The following is a 15,559-nucleotide window of genomic DNA, read 5'->3' as shown; positions in this document are numbered from 1 at the left end:
AAAAATCTAAAAAAATGGATGAACCTGAAATTATTGATATGTTATAGCATTGGATGTCTGTATTTAAGACTTCGAATAATTAGAGGGTACCAAAAAGCAGAGGGACGTACCTTTCGTTTCCAAAAGATACGTCCCCATTTACCTTTACTCCACCCTCCTAGCCGCCTGCTGAACAGGATCCCACACCCCATTATACGGTGGTGCATACGCCAAATCCAAATCAAGCAGTTCTTCGGTCGTCATCGAATGAAAGATGGCCGTCGCTAGTACATCGATTCGTTTATCGACGCCATTTTCCCCAATAATTTGCCCGCCAAGAATCTTATGTGTCTCTTTATGATAGACAAGTTTCAATTTCATTTTTTTATCATCGGGATAATAACCAGCGATATCAGTTGCTGTAATGGTTACAGAGCCGCAGGGAATGTTCAGCGTGTTTGCCTCTTTTTCTGATAGCCCTGTTCTCCCGAGGGTTAAATCGAAAAACTTAATAATCGAAGTGCCTACGATTCCTTTAAAGGTTTTATGTACATCCACCATGTTCAATCCGGCGATTTGTCCTTGCTTATTGGCATGTGTTCCTAATGGGACATGGTCATCCTTTTCTTTTACCCGGTGATATTGTGTGGCACAATCTCCTGCCGCGTAGATATCCTCGATACTGGTTTGCATATAGGCATTTACCTGGATCGCACCATTCCCAATTGTTGTGATCCCTGTTCCTTCTATAAAGGAAGTATTGGGCTTCACACCTACAGCGACTAGCACCAAATCTGTTTTATACTCCCCTTTATTGGTTTTCACAGATTCCACATGGTCACTTCCGCCGAATGCTTCCACGGATTCACCCATTTTCAACACAATGTTTTGCTTTACTGCTTCTTCATGAATCAGTTCCGCCATGTCTGGATCAAATATTTTGGCTAATTGCTCATTTCTTTCAATGATGGTTACCTTCTTGCCGAGCTCTGCAAAACTTTCGGCCATTTCAAGCCCAATGTATCCGCCACCAATCACGGTCACATTATGTATATCTCTATCCAGATAATCCATTATCGCTTTTGCATCAGGAATGGTTTTTAGTGAGAAAATACCTGGAAGTGTCACACCTTCCCACTCTGGAACGACCGAGCTTACACCAGTCGCAATCAGAAGGCGGTCATATGGAAGGCTGAACGTTTCACCATTACTATGGTTTATTCCACTTACCATTTTATTTTCTACGTCTACCTTTTGGGCCTCATGAAATACACGTGCATCAATACCATATTTCTCTTTAAAAGTAGACGGAGTGCGCGCGATTAACTCATTTGTGGACTCAATCTTCCCGCTGATTACATAAGGCAGGCCACATTGTCCGTATGAATACACGCCACCCTTTTCCAACACAGTGATTTCATGTCCAGAGCTGTTCCGTACCATTTGCATTGCAGCACTCATACCCGCTGCATCTCCACCAATAATAAGTATCTTCATCTTCATCTTCATCCCTCCATTCCTTGTGTATCCATTTATGATTGAGTTTTAAACATTTATATCTATATATAGGTAACTTTAGAAAAATACTGATAAAGACACTATTTAATATTTGTTATAATCATCCCATCGATGTACCGGATTGGAGTTCTAGAATTCCGATATTACCAAGAATTAGACATCTGTTTAAAGCGTCATAATATCGGTTAGCACGCCTTTTAGGACTAGTAAAAAGCGACAACCTATACGAGAAAAACCTTCATAATTATCATGGTTTTTCCGTCCAACTTTATTAAAAAACACAGGGTACGCTCCCCGTGCTTCTAAAGGTTTTGTTCCCTAAACCTCACTTCATGTGTTTAACAAGTTCATAATCAGGTGGAAGTTCTTTAATATTCTTTTCCTTGAAGATCGCTTTCAGTTTTTGTTGATTTTTCATAAAATGAAATTCAACCTTTATCTGTTTAGGAATAGTTGGAGAGATTACCCCGTCTTTCACAAAAATATAAAAGTAAACAACGTTGCCTGAGCCAGGGTTTCTGCAAATCATATAAGACTCTATATCTCCCCAACCAATTTCAACGTTTCTTTTATCTTGAAAGACAATCACTCCTGTTTCAGTTACAGTTATAAGTAATTTTGGATTTATTAATTGTTTCAACGAATAAACTACCATATGCAAAAAAAGCATTTCAAATAATAAACTAAGTATCAGTCCTGCCCAATACAGCCAATCTTTTTCATAATCTAAACCAGAGTAAATAATCCACCCCATCATGATGAATAAAGGAACTGAAACAATAAATGATACAAACATATAAATTCTTGAAGTATAAAACTTTCTCTCTTCCAACTAATCACTTCCCTTCCTTTAAATTACGAAGCAATATGTAAGAAAGTTTCAAGTTTTACTTGAAAACAAAGGGACGGTTCCAATGTTTCATAAACTGTTAAAATACACAATTTACTGAAACAAAAGAACCGTCCCCATGCTTCTTCACTAATTGAAAATGACAGGAAACACGAAAATAACGAAAGCCGCCCAAAGTCCGTAGACCGGCAAATACTTGGTAATAGCCTCTTGGATACCTGAAGGTCCAGATTTGTTCTGCAGATAACGCAAATAGGAGAGCATGATCCAAATTAGATTGGCCCAGATGAGTATGTTTACTCCTAAGACAGCTACTCTATTAGGCGAAACCCCGAAAGTAGAAAGTCTGAAAACAATCGCTGACAACGCCACACTGTCAATGATGAGTGCAAGAGCAATTAAGGCGAAATTTATATAATGAGAAATGTTCTTTTTCTCGTCTGACTCACTTTCGGTAATGGAAAATATGGTAATGGCCAGTATACCAAGGAGTATTCCATTGAAGGCTATCAAGAAATTCCGATCCAGGAATGGATTTTTCCCGACCCATATAACCGTTATGAGATAGACTAACAATGTGGTCAGGACAAGAGGACTAAAAATCTTGGCTATGTATGGAGTAATATTCTTAGCAAGCTTAAGATTCATTGATACCAGGTATGTAGCCACAATAGCAAGAGCAGCAGCACCGAATAAAACGACATTACTAAAATAGAAGTCCTCTATATTCAGGCCAATAAAGCTAAATAACTGCATGGTTAGTGCCGCTAGAACCATTCCGCTAACTGCCATGCTGGTATAAAGAATGCCAAATTCCAAATTAAATTTAATATAGGCTAATCTTGTGCTTCCTTTAGAATATTCATTTCCTGTAAATGCAAGCCCTGCCAAGACCCATAAAAATACGGGAAAATGCAAATAAACAAGTATGATACTGTCTTTATAATCTAACGGAAGTGTATTAAGATAAATCCCGGAAATGAGGAACAACGCTGCAAGGATATAAATAATCCTTTTTCTGGGAGTATTATTGTAAACAAAATAAGCAGCTACAAAGGGGATCATACCAAAAGCCAGGTTAATTGGAGCAATGGCTTCCTGTTCGACAAAATGGAAAATGATCCGGGTGCTGATCCCGGCCAAAATTGCCAGCATGCACATAATGAAGAACCCTTTTTGAAGAAAGAGAGGTTTATCTGTATTTGCCGTCTCCCTGAAATGCAATCTTTCATACCAAACACGAAGAATATGAGAATCAGGATTTTGTTTCCATGCCTGTGTGAATGACTTTTTGAAGGCTTTCGGATCCTTTCTATACATTCTCTCCAGCTCATGAGGATCAGCCATGTTTTCAATGATCAAATTGTTATTGTCCATCTTTTTACCCTCCCCTAATAACCTACCTGTATAGCAAGTTTCCTCCGCATGGTTTAAACGTCTTCATCGCTTTTGTATTCCAAAATATCTCCCGGCTGACAATCCAAAGCCTTACAAATTGCCTCTAAGGTGGATAACCGAATGGCCTTTGCCTTTCCATTTTTCAATATAGAAAGGTTCGCCATTGTAATCCCAACCTTCTCCGACAGTTCCGTTACGCTCATTTTCCTTTTTGCAATCATTACGTCAATATTTATGATAATGGCCATTGTTTACACCTCACACCGTTAAATCATTTTCTGATTTAATCTCAATTGCTTCTTGTAAAAGTTTTTGAAGAACAGCAGCAAAGACGGCGATGACCATCGAAGCAAACGGGACAGCCAATCCGACCAAGATCACTCCTGGGGCATCGTCTATTTCCGCAAAGATATAGAAGAGCGGAAAAACGAGCACATGCAAAGTACTAATTGTGACTGCAGAGTATTTGATTTTTCTTAGAGCCTTTACAGATAAATCAGAAAAAGAAATATTTTTATCAATATAGCGTAAGAGTTTGAAAGCCTGATACAAAGCAAAGTAATAAGGTATTGCCGATCCATCAAAAATGATGAAAACAAAATATTTTATTAAAGGAAACTCCGGAAGCAATTCTGATGAAAGATTGGCCAGCTCAGGCACCAAAAAGATGCACAGACCGAGAACTGGAACTCCTAAAAGAATAACCGCCATTTTTAAAAACAACGTTTTAACCTTTTCCATAAAGCACCTCGCTACCATATTCTAATTTTGATTTTAATACACGATTTATTGATTTACAATAAATATTTATTAATTTTAATGATTTATTTATTATAATTCAACATAAATAAAAAGCGTTCCCCAGCCAAAGAAACGCTCAAGTACTTCATATTGAAACAAAGGGACGGTTCCGGCGTTTCATAAACTGTTAAAATATACAATTTATTGAAACAGAAGAACCGTCCCAATGTTTCTTTTTTTAACAGTTAAAGAGGAAATTTTCGAGGTGAATTTGCTGGATGGGCAAAAAAATACGATAAGCAGCATGACTGCTTATCGTTTTGTTTCAGGATTTTCATTGGACTTATTGGACCGTCCCTATGTCTCATAAAACTTCTAAAATCGTTTTATACAAGTAATTACATGCTTCATCTTCAGAGTGAAAATGCTTTAATTGAGATTTAACTCCACGTTCACTATAGTAAACTTCCCAAATTTCACCTTCTTTATTTAAACAAAAAGCTTCATTAGGTAGCCCGCCATTCAAGTTGTATAAATCCTTGGGAACATTTGCATTAATTAAAGACTCGTTCAATTTTTCTTTTTTCATTCTACTTTATCCATTGTATCTATACTCTCTTACCTTAAAATAAATCCTCTGCGTAAACCTAAATATTGATTTCCTGAATCTCTTCAAAAACTTCTACCATTTCTTTCGGTACCCATTTCTCGTAATAATATTTATCTGTTCGTTCCGCCCCTAAGTCTTTGGCTATATCTGCATTTGAGGTACCAACAAAATATTCATTGCCATTTTCATTCGATATGTTAACAATTTTTCCGTTTAACTTCCCCTTAGTGGATACCCTATAACATTTTGTTAATTCACTCGGGTTAACAACTTTACTATATACGCCACTATTGAAGTGGTCGATAAACCCATGTTTCTCTGGGAAAGTTGGATTCTCAGATAATATAATTAAATTATCATTCATATCTTCTGAGAGTTCATATTCTTTACCATTGTAGATGCAATAGTTACCGTTTCTGATCATTTTTATTCACCTTTTCAATTTTGATTAATATCTACGAACTTTTTGCCATCAAATATAGCTATTAATGTTTCTTGCCCATTCTCTACATGATATAATTCTGCTCCTGGCTTTGGCTTAAACCTTCCATTAAATGTCCATTCAGGAACGACCATTCCATTTCTGGCTGCAGTGAATCCATTTTGAGTACATGGTGGACCATCTTTGTTATTACCGCCAAACCTTTCACCATATGGAATCTCCACCATGTCTGATTGAGTTGTCTTAAATCTTATCATTCCGTAAGAAGTGCCATTCACAGGATATGGCCTAGTACCATCATTTAGTGTATAGTCCAACCTTGATGTCTCTATAACATCATCATACATTCTTACATTACTTACATCTTCTACTTTTGCAACATATCCACCAATTTCTGTATACTTGCCTGATAAATAATTTTCAATTTCCCCCACCGGAATGGTCTTTTGCAACAAAGTTTTATTATTAACCGGTGGTACAGCATCCCTAATATTTTTTATAATATTTACTTCTGAATCAGTTAATTTATCAACCGCTTTTAGACGTAAATCATGAAATCTTTCAATATTTATTCCATTCATCTCTAAATATGAAGGAAGCTTTTCACTAAACCCTTTCAACCCTTGAGTAGAATCAAAATCAAACTTTCCTTTTACAGTATTACTGATACCACTTATGCCTGCATCTTTATTATTTATTATATTAGGAGCCTGAGCAGTATCTTTTCTAACAACCCGAACTCCCCCAGCTTCCTCCACAACCTTAGCCCCTTTAGCCATCTTTATGGCCTTGTCAACGCCTTTGGTTCCGATGACTGCCAGAGCGACTTCTCCTATGGCGCGGCCAAACCACTGCGAACGGCTTTTCGCATCTCCATTTATAACGTCATTCTTCCAGGAATCGGAGATCGACTTCCAGATGCTTTTGGCTGTTTCAACGGGGTGGCTTACGGCATACACAATTCCCTTGGCAGTCTCGATTGGATGGGTGATGGCGTTCCAAATTCCTTCAACGGATGAAAAGACAGCTTCAGCTACCCCTTTGCGAAATCCTGATACAACATCATCAGCCGTTCCAAATATATCTTTCATTTTGTCCCAGACCGACTTCTTTTCAGGTTCCTTGAATCGGTCCGCTTTCTTATCGGCTTTCACATACAAATCCATGGATACATCAACAAACTGATGAATTTTCTTCAGTTTCTTTGCAGCCTCTCTTACCTTTGAAGCTGCTTCATTTAAATTCCTCCCTATGCTCCTTCGGGAGGCAATCCTGCCATCAACCTGTTGCCTGACGGACGAAATCTGGTTTCCAACCCCATTCACCCGGGAGGATAAGTTGACTAAATCCTTGTTGGCCGCCTTCACCTGCTTCACTTTTATATTAATCTTTGACACTCGGTAACCTCCTACTCAAACATCGTCCGCAATTCTTCCACTGGTTCACGGAAATAAAATGGCCTGGTGTCTTCAATAATGGAGCCGGTCAGCGGGATAGCCTCATCTAGAATCAATACTTCAACCTGCTGTTCTGCGTGTTGATTTATAGCTTCGAAAACTTCTTTAGTCAGGCCTTCTTCCAAGTCATCCACATCCAATGCTACTAGAGGAAAAGGAGGCCCAGCAGCCGATGGATTATATATATTAACCAGGTAAGCTTTTCTTACAGCTGAGAACTTCTTAAGGCATGAGCGCAGCCTTTCCATAACACCTTCGGGAAGCTCCACTATTTGTCCAGTCAGAAACCTTTCCTTCTCTTCGTCACTTAACTGTTCGAAAAAATAATACAGAATGCTGCCATCCTTCATCGTTTCCAGTTCTTCACTTATGACTTTCTTGCTCAAACCGGTAAAAGGATTCAACACCCACGGAATGTCCGTCCCCGCCATTTCCAACAAAAGATCCGTTGGGATTTTCACATATGGATACTCGGATGGATGATCTCATCGAACTTCTCCCAACTCGTAAAAACTGGCAAGACTAGCTCACCATCCTCTTCGATGTACTTTAAATTCAATGTCTCATCATCCGCAACCGTTCCAATCACGATCAGTTCAAGTTCAACCAACGCTTTATAAAATTGAAAACGGCTAGATGGCTCATCAATAGCCGCAGACAACAAATCATCAAAAGACTCATTCGTAAGATTATTCATAACCACTCCTGAAAATTAGACATAACCAATATATAATTCCACAAATATCCAATTATCCCTGTTAAAAAAATACGAGTCTAAAGACTCAAAAATAAAATAAAAAAGCTCGCTATCTCCAATAGAGTTAGCAAGCAATGAGGACTCCCACTTAAACTGGGGTCTCTCGTTAATATCTTAAAATGGTTGTAATTCCATACTCTCTCACTAAAGTCCGATGGGCAAGTTCTTCTACCCAATTCTTTTCTTTAAGCTTAAAGGTGCCGTACACATTCTCATATGTACAACTACCGATATTTATGGAAATAGGATGAGGATTATCCATCATCTTATCGAAAAAAATCCTTTACAATAATCCCTTAAGCTCTACTTCATATAGAAACTGAAGCTGCTTTTCCAGGACCCTATCTGGAATAAGCGGGAATAGTGTATCACGAAGAGCGACAGAAACGCGCTCATTCAACTGGGCCACCATTCCAATACGGTTCGACATTCTTGTAATTTGCCTGGTACGGCCGGTTCGTTTCTGTTCATATCTTTTTAAAGCTTCTTTAATGGGGGAATTCCGTTTCAAATGGCTTGCCAGGATGACTGCATCTTCAATAGATTGCCCGGCCCCTTGACCCAAGTTGGGTGTCATGGCATGAGCCGCGTCTCCGAGTAAAACAATGCGTCCGAATGCAAAGCGGCGGATTGGAGGCAGATCATAAATATCATGGTGTAGCAATTGGTGATTGGAGGTTTGCGCTAGTATTTGAGGAATCGGTTCATGATAGCCTTCAAAAATCTTCATCAAGTCCCGAGGTGTAAAGGCTTTTAATTGGGGATTCCGGGCTTTAGCATTCACGCATGCGAACCAATAGATCCGGTTGTCCGGCAAGGGAACCAATCCGAAGCGGCCCCTGCGGCCCCAAGTTTCTATAAATACATTCGGATCATAATCACGCAAATCCGGTCCGGCCTTCACAACCGCCCTCCAACAAGTGTATCCTGCATATCGTGGTTTTACATTCGGCAACAGGGTTTCGCGAATGGTGGAGTAAACACCGTCCGCGCCGATCAGTAAATCACCTTCCACCGTTGAACCATCTTCAAACCATACTTTGACCCCGTTGTCATTTTGTTCAAAACGATTACAAGTCTTTCCTGTGTGGACAATTTGCTCCGGACCTAGGGCGCCCATAAGCAGCTCCAGGAGCTTTCCTCGCTCAATCGTAACATTATTAGGTCCATACTTGTGGCTAATTAGGGCTGTGTCCGTCCGCTGCAGGATTTTCCCTGAAGGCGTAAGGATGCGAAGCTCATCCAACACCATCCCTTCCCGAAGGACTGAACCGCCTGTACCAAGCTGTTGCAAGGCTCGAACAGCATTTGCTCCAATTGCGAGTCCGGCACCTGCAAAACGCACTTCCTGCTTGCGTTCAAACACCTTCACATCCATCCCGATTTTGCGCAGGGCAATGGCTGTGCTCAGCCCCCCGATACCAGCGCCAATAATGATTGCTTTCATCGTATCACCGCTTTCCAATACATGTGATCCAGCCCTGAAATAGCTATAAATAGTGAGACGCCCCTCCGGAAATCTTCCACCATGGATATATTGTAAGTAAATGCTTTTAATAAGAATTACACTATGTTAATAAGATGTTTTATTATATGACTCCAGATTCGTAATCCGTCTTCATTTCTTAATAATATTTGGGTTCTTCCTAATACAACTACACAGCTTAACAAACCTTCAACTCATAAAGCTCCTCAAAATAAAGCTCCTGGAACTTCTTATTCAGGATCCCTGTAAAATAGGCAATAGGATTCCTCACTTCCACCTTCGATTTCAGCTTCCGGACGAGCTGTTTGAAGGAGGCAAGGGAAACCGATAACAGGAGATCTGTATCTTTTTCATAGTTGTTGCGGTAGGCAGCGACCTTGCTCATCCGCCAGAATTCTTCAATCGACTTTGCAGTTGGGTAAAAGTATTTTACAAGATTCACGAATTCCCTCGGAACACGGTCACTGGCAAAAAGATAATCTTCTGGTGCTTGTTCAGTAACAGGTTTTACCTCTATGAATTCGGATAATTGTTCTCCAGTAGCCTTTTCTTCACGTTTATTATTCTTTTTAATATTTGTTTCAGAAGGAATGATAGTTTTATATTGGTGGCTCAATTGATCGCCATCAGGTAGTTCATTCATCGGGAAACGATTGAATACATACAGGTTGCTAGACTGTGAGCCGTTCTTGCGCGCAGTTTCATATACAGTGAAAATACCAATCTCACTAGCCTTCAGGATCATTCTTTTAAAAGTAGAACGGGAAATCCCCATCTCCCCATACTCCTCATAGATCGCCTTCAGGACCGTGCCGATTTTGGCATTCGCCACCCCAGGAACCTTCGCAGCAAAACGAGCCAGCCGCTTCAGACCAATCAACTCACTCTTACTGAAAAAACGCTTCTTATCCGCCATCCACATCTCAAAATGATTGTTAAACTCCTTCAACGAACCAAACTGTGAATACTCCGCAAAACTCTCAACAACCGCCGATTTAATTGTCATGCTAATGCACCACCCTTTCACCCTTTATATATGGATGAAAGGGTGGAAAGGACAGGATGGGTAGCGGTGGATTGTGGCGGTTTTGTGAACAATTAAATAGAAACTTTTATAGGAGAGATGGCTCTTTGCCAAAAAATACCATAAGCAGTGCGGACTGCTTATCTCCCTCATTAGATTTCTGAATAAAACCCCAGGAACGGTTCAGCGTTTCGTAAATTGTTAACATATGCAATTTACTGAAACAGAAGAATCGTCCCCACGTTTCTCGAGGTGCTGCCTAAGCAAAATACAAATATTTTGCCCTAAAAACCCTAGCTATCGGAATATTGATTAAATTTGTTAGTGAGACCATCATGATGGCAGGTCCAACGCTGCGCAAAGAACATAAAGTAAGACTCCTTTTTAATAAACTATACGGATAATATAAATTTAACGAATTGTAGACTAAGAGAATACATGTTTGTTATAATATAACATTAAAGGTAAATTTTGATTTAAACGATTCTATAAACGATTGGGGAATGAAAATGATTGGAGTAGTAATCTTTTTTATACTTATTGTTGTACTAGTTGCAATGCCTATGAAACGTTTTGTATTCGGAAAAGGAAAAGTCCTATCAGAAATTGAAGAAGAAAAAAGAGCTAAAAGAGTACTCTTTTCTTGTTTCATTGCTTTAGCTGTTTTAATATTTGGGATTCCGCTTTTTTATCCAGAATTCCCCTCCTGGACTGTTGGTGAGGAAGAATGGCCGAATTATGAGAGCGCATTTTACGGTGGATTATTTTTTATTGGTTCACTGTTTGCGGCATTAATGATTACCTCTTTGCAAGAACTATCAGGGATAAAAACTAAAAGAGATATTAGACTGTATATAAATTCGACTAAGGAAGAAAAAGTGACACATGTTGAAAACTCTTACAAGAAACTATTGGAATTAAAAAAGGCTTGCGCTAAGGAGCCCATTATTAGTATTCCTATACTGGAAGAAGCAATAACAGAGTTAGAAAGTTTTTTAGATGAGAACCCCAATGATAATAAGTGAAATCGTTTTTAGAGGCGATAAGTTTCATTTATAAAAGGAGGAAAAACAAAGTTACTCCTGTTTAACAGGATTACCATGATGCACGCCATATTTTTAAAGATTAAAATTTATCCACAAAGTTTACATTACGGAGGTGCTTATATGAGTAAAAGATATGATTTTTTCATTAGTTATAATCATAGAGATGAAGCCTTTGCTAAATGGATCAGTTGGATTCTTGAGGAAGCTGGATATAATGTGTTTGTCCAGGCATGGGATTTTAGACCTGGCCATAACATTGTTTTAAAAATGCAAGAAGGTGCTGCAGATGCTGATTGTACTATTGCGTTATTATCAAATAATTATATGTTATCTCAATTTACACAGCCTGAATGGGCAGCTGCTTTCGGTGCAGATCCAACAGGAAAAACAAGAAAACTAATCCCAATCTTAATTGAGGATTTTAAACTAGAAGGTTTGTTGCCACAAATTAGTTATATTAGCTTGGTTGGTAAAGAACAAGAAGAAGCTAAACAAGCTATATTAACTGGAGTTCAGTTAGAGAGAGCAAAACCAGTTGACCCTCCAGCGTTTCCTGGAATGGTACAAAAAAAACAAACAGAATCTGAGGATATTCCTACAGGATGGTACAATCCGTGGCTGGATAAACGTGTTAAGGAATTAGAAAACGGTCAGTTTAACGACAGAATTCGGGAAGGCGCAAAGATCGTCCTCCATCTCTTACCAATAGAGTCTATTTCAACTAATAAAAGATATGAAATAAAGGAAATTAACAATCCTTCAAATCTAAAACCCTTTTTCACTACAGGTTGGGACTACAAAGTAAATAAAGACGGTTATCTAACTTTTGCAAAATGGCCAAGCGATAATTCCCCACACTCCTATGTTCAGTTCTATAGAAATGGAATAATCGAATCTGTTGATATGGGAATGCTGATGGAACGTAGTGGAGAGAAGTATATTCCAATCGCTAAGTTGGAAAAAGATATAATAGAAAGCATCAGACATCACTATTTAAAAGCCCTTAAGGCGATAAATGTAAAACTACCTATTGCTGTTAGTATCACTCTTTTATATATAAGAGATTATTATCTAGCGGGTAATTTTGGACGTTCAAGAGAAACTATCGACCAAACAACATTAAGACTTCCAACTGTCCTTATTAATTCATGGGATGATGACATCGCAAAAACTTTAAAGCCGAGTTTTGATTTATTATGGAATCATTTCGGCTATGAACAATCGCTTAACTATTCCGAGGATGGAACATGGAGAGAAACTAGAGGGTTTTAAATAAATAATTCGTAAAAATTGTATTACACAAATACTAATTCTCTTTTGTGAGGTGTAACTATGAGACGAGGGACGGTTCCACTGTCTCATAGTTACATATTTTCACAATTCATTAGACATTCAAAACCTTCCCCTTGTCCCTCGAAAAAAACTCTTTGGCTTACTTCACCCAACCTGCTTCATATTATAAAGCTCCTCAAAATAAAGCTCCTGAAACTTCTTATTCAGAATCCCGGTAAAATAAGCAATCGGATTCTTCACTTCCACCTTCAATTTTAGCTTCCGGACGAGCTGCTTGAAGGAATCAAGGGACAGTGATAACAGGAGGTCTGTTTCCTGTTCATAGTTGTTACGGTATGCAGCGACCTTGCTCATCCGCCAGAATTCCTCGATCGACTTTTCAGCTGGGTAAAAGTATTTTACAAGATTAACGAAATCACTTGGAATCCTGTCACTCACAAAAAGATGCTCTTCCGGTGTTTTTTCAGCAATGGGTTTTACCTCTGTGAGTTCGGATGATTGTTCTTCAGCAGCCTTTTCTTCACGTTTATTATTCTTTTTAATATTAGTTTCAGAAGGAATGATAGTTTTATATGGGTGGCTCAATTGATCGCCATCCGGTAGTTCATTCATCGGGAAACGATTGAACACATACGGGTTGCTGGATTGTGATCCGTTCTTGCGCCCAGTTTCATACACAGTGAAAATACCAATTTCACTAGCCTTCAGGAACATCCTTTTAAAAGTAGAGCGGGAAATCCCCATCTCCCCATACTCCTCATATATTGCCTTCAGCACCGTCCCAATCTTGGCATTGGCCACACCAGGAACCTTCGCAGCAAAACGAGCCAGCCGCTTCAACCCAATCAACTCACCCTTACTGAAAAAACGCTTCTTATCCGCCATCCACATCTCAAAATGATTGTTAAACTCCTTCAACGAACCAAACTGTGAATACTCCGCAAAACTCTCAATAACCGCCGATTTAATTGTCATGCTAATGCACCACCCTTCACTCTTTATATATGGATGAAAGGGCGGAAAGGACAGGGTGGGAAGCAGAGGATTGTGGCCGTTTTGTGAACAAATTAGATAGGAGATTTCATAAGAAAGTTTGCTGCCTTATATAAAAAAATACGATTAGAAACGTGACTGCTTATCGTGTTTTATGGATTTCTCAATTAATCGTGCACGTATACTACAATTAACAATGCCTAGTTGGATTACCGCCATAAGCATGTACTACTTCTTTCATGTTTTCATAAGCGGTTTTTGCATATATAACCACTTTTTACCAACCTGAGTATCAAAGAAGTAATATCAAAAAATAAATTTATTACGTTTAGGACTTTGAAAAAATCTAATTCTCCACATTAATCGAGGAATTAGACTAACGATCGCACCCAATCGTAGAAGATCAATTAATTATTAAAATCCTTTTCGTGGTTTTTAAAGGAATTAAAATCAATAATTTTGATTTTATGGTCTTTGAATAAATTAGGATCTTTTTCTCCATAATACTTTTCAGCAGATAGACATATGTACTCACACAATTTATCGATATTTACTCTGACTGTTCTTTTCTTTAATATTTTCAAGTTATTTTTAGTAGGAGTTACCCAAGATATACCATTTTTATCTGCTCCACCTATTGCTAATTCAAATTCGTAGGAATAATAAAAATTCGCGTCTTCTTCTTCGCCCCATTTCTTTATATCCGAATTTCCAGCATGTAAGAAAGAACAACGGAGAGAATAACACATCTCTCCCGTAAAATAGGGATTACTTGCCTTTGATCCATCTTTTGTCCAACCTGTGTTATCTGCAAAATATTGGTTTACCCAATCATCAAACCATGCTACATATTGTTTTCTTATATTTCGTTCTCCATTTTTTTTCTTCAAATCTGGATATTCAATTTGCCCACAAATATCAGGTATAGTTAAAGATAGTGCAAGCGCTGATAAATAACTTTTATTAGTAAGAGCAAGGTTAATGTCCTTTATTTTCTCTAACAATTGTATCTCCCCAATATATAAGTCAATTTAATTCTAATTTTAACATAAATATCCAAATGGATAGATAGAGATGTTTTAGGCTTTTTTTCTCGATATATCATGACATGCCACTTCTCAATTCACTTCCATCTTTAGATCACTTAGAATATTGGAATAGCATTTGTTTGGTTAACGAAATACTTTATGATTTAATCAAAAGTATACCAACACTAAAATGGATTGCGAGGGGATGAAATTAAAAAGGACGGTCTAATGCTCTCGAAACATTAGACCGTCCCCTATTATATCGCTCTACTCGTCGCCTTGTTCAAAATAGTATTTCCAACTCTCTCCATTTGTTCCTGGTCAAACATCTCATCGAATTCCAATTTCCTTTTGCCATATTGGATCCTTAATCCTCTTTCAAGGAAGCCGTCTTTGAACCAGTTGACGTTGATGATTGTCTGATATCTGAACTTATCCATGAAGGTAAGGTTTTTGGTTACAAATAAAACCCTTTTATTTGTTGGTATGAGATATCCTTTTATCTCTTTCTTACTTGATTTATCAAATTCACAAAAAATAAAAGCAAGAGCTTTTTCATTGGTATCAAATACTCTTTGTACGAGATTTAGGAAAAACTGTTTATTGTTCTTAATCTCGTTAACTTCATATTGTGAAGCACCATTAACTCCATTCTCCAACACTTTTAATAGCAAAGCCTCAACTTCTTTTCTCTGAGTCTCTTCCTTCTCTTTACGCTGCTTTTCTTGGGCTTCATATCTTTGTTTGTTTAGTTTCGTCTGTTCTGCTCTTTTCTTTTCCTTCTCAAGCTTTTTCGCTTGCAGCTTTTGATCTGCTTCTGTCCTGTACTTTGCAACCTTTTCCTTTACTACTTCAGGGTCTTGCTTCCCTGCTAAAATTTTTACAAATACATCTTCAACCTTACGACTGACAGTTCGGTAAATTCCCATAGCGGCCT

At 38.3% G+C, this 15,559-nt stretch carries 17 protein-coding genes; 2 read left to right on the top strand and 15 right to left on the bottom strand.

Annotated features, from left to right (window positions below; translation table 11 throughout):
- Positions 1-144 precede the first annotated feature (144 nt).
- The 12 genes from J7E38_RS16225 to J7E38_RS16170 form a co-directional block, all read right to left on the bottom strand.
- Complete coding sequence (locus J7E38_RS16225; protein WP_215038717.1) at positions 145-1,476, bottom strand: CoA-disulfide reductase; 1,332 nt, start codon at positions 1,474-1,476, stop codon at positions 145-147.
- A gap of 346 nt (positions 1,477-1,822) precedes the next feature.
- Positions 1,823-2,329 carry a hypothetical protein gene (locus J7E38_RS16220; RefSeq protein ID WP_214706675.1) on the bottom strand — a complete coding sequence of 169 codons (507 nt, stop codon included), beginning with the start codon at positions 2,327-2,329 and terminating at the stop codon, positions 1,823-1,825.
- Between the two features lie 147 nt (positions 2,330-2,476).
- Positions 2,477-3,724, bottom strand: coding sequence for a hypothetical protein (locus tag J7E38_RS16215; RefSeq protein ID WP_214706677.1), 1,248 nt, complete (start codon positions 3,722-3,724; stop codon positions 2,477-2,479).
- A 53-nt stretch (positions 3,725-3,777) separates the two neighbouring features.
- Positions 3,778-3,993, bottom strand: coding sequence for a helix-turn-helix domain-containing protein (locus J7E38_RS16210; RefSeq protein WP_041964742.1), 216 nt, complete (start codon positions 3,991-3,993; stop codon positions 3,778-3,780).
- Between the two features lie 10 nt (positions 3,994-4,003).
- Positions 4,004-4,486: a DUF2975 domain-containing protein gene (locus J7E38_RS16205; protein WP_214706678.1), complete on the bottom strand. Its 483-nt coding sequence runs from the start codon at positions 4,484-4,486 to the stop codon at positions 4,004-4,006.
- A gap of 364 nt (positions 4,487-4,850) precedes the next feature.
- The gene (locus J7E38_RS16200) at positions 4,851-5,075 is read right to left on the bottom strand and encodes a hypothetical protein (RefSeq protein ID WP_214706679.1); all 225 of its coding nucleotides are present in this window, start codon (positions 5,073-5,075) and stop codon (positions 4,851-4,853) included.
- 58 nt (positions 5,076-5,133) lie between these two features.
- A complete protein-coding gene (locus tag J7E38_RS16195) occupies positions 5,134-5,520 on the bottom strand; it encodes a hypothetical protein (protein WP_214706680.1) in 387 nt (128 codons plus the stop codon).
- 14 nt (positions 5,521-5,534) lie between these two features.
- Positions 5,535-6,935: a hypothetical protein gene (locus J7E38_RS16190; RefSeq protein WP_214706681.1), complete on the bottom strand. Its 1,401-nt coding sequence runs from the start codon at positions 6,933-6,935 to the stop codon at positions 5,535-5,537.
- A gap of 11 nt (positions 6,936-6,946) precedes the next feature.
- On the bottom strand, positions 6,947-7,456 hold the full coding sequence (locus tag J7E38_RS23955) for an enhanced serine sensitivity protein SseB C-terminal domain-containing protein (protein ID WP_214706682.1): 510 nt from the start codon (positions 7,454-7,456) through the stop codon (positions 6,947-6,949).
- Complete coding sequence (locus J7E38_RS16180; protein WP_214706683.1) at positions 7,453-7,692, bottom strand: SseB family protein; 240 nt, start codon at positions 7,690-7,692, stop codon at positions 7,453-7,455. The genes J7E38_RS23955 and J7E38_RS16180 overlap by 4 nt, the downstream gene beginning before the upstream one ends.
- 343 nt (positions 7,693-8,035) lie before the next feature.
- Complete coding sequence (locus J7E38_RS16175; RefSeq protein WP_214706684.1) at positions 8,036-9,199, bottom strand: FAD-dependent monooxygenase; 1,164 nt, start codon at positions 9,197-9,199, stop codon at positions 8,036-8,038.
- 217 nt (positions 9,200-9,416) lie between these two features.
- Entirely contained in the window at positions 9,417-10,244 is an 828-nt protein-coding gene (locus J7E38_RS16170) for a hypothetical protein (protein ID WP_214706685.1), read from the bottom strand.
- Between the two features lie 527 nt (positions 10,245-10,771).
- On the opposite strand from J7E38_RS16170, the gene J7E38_RS16165 reads away from it, so the two are divergent.
- Positions 10,772-11,287, top strand: a complete 516-nt coding sequence (locus J7E38_RS16165) for a hypothetical protein (protein ID WP_214706686.1) — start codon at positions 10,772-10,774, stop codon at positions 11,285-11,287.
- 141 nt (positions 11,288-11,428) lie between these two features.
- Positions 11,429-12,580 carry a toll/interleukin-1 receptor domain-containing protein gene (locus J7E38_RS16160; protein ID WP_214706687.1) on the top strand — a complete coding sequence of 384 codons (1,152 nt, stop codon included), beginning with the start codon at positions 11,429-11,431 and terminating at the stop codon, positions 12,578-12,580.
- A gap of 165 nt (positions 12,581-12,745) precedes the next feature.
- On the opposite strand, the gene J7E38_RS16155 is transcribed toward J7E38_RS16160, so the two are convergent.
- The 3 genes from J7E38_RS16155 to J7E38_RS16145 form a co-directional block, all read right to left on the bottom strand.
- Positions 12,746-13,576: a hypothetical protein gene (locus tag J7E38_RS16155; protein ID WP_214706688.1), complete on the bottom strand. Its 831-nt coding sequence runs from the start codon at positions 13,574-13,576 to the stop codon at positions 12,746-12,748.
- Positions 13,577-14,001: 425 nt separating this feature from the next.
- Positions 14,002-14,598, bottom strand: a complete 597-nt coding sequence (locus J7E38_RS16150; RefSeq protein ID WP_214706689.1) for a hypothetical protein — start codon at positions 14,596-14,598, stop codon at positions 14,002-14,004.
- A gap of 281 nt (positions 14,599-14,879) precedes the next feature.
- Complete coding sequence (locus J7E38_RS16145; RefSeq protein WP_214706691.1) at positions 14,880-15,551, bottom strand: PH domain-containing protein; 672 nt, start codon at positions 15,549-15,551, stop codon at positions 14,880-14,882.
- Between the last annotated feature and the right edge of the window lie 8 nt (positions 15,552-15,559).

Origin of the sequence: Bacillus sp. ISL-35, assembly GCF_018613355.1 — a bacterium.
Taxonomy (GTDB): Bacteria; Bacillota; Bacilli; order Bacillales; family Cytobacillaceae; genus Mesobacillus.
The sequence above is the reverse complement of the archived record's forward strand: the minus strand, read 5'-3'. Positions and strand labels throughout refer to the sequence as shown.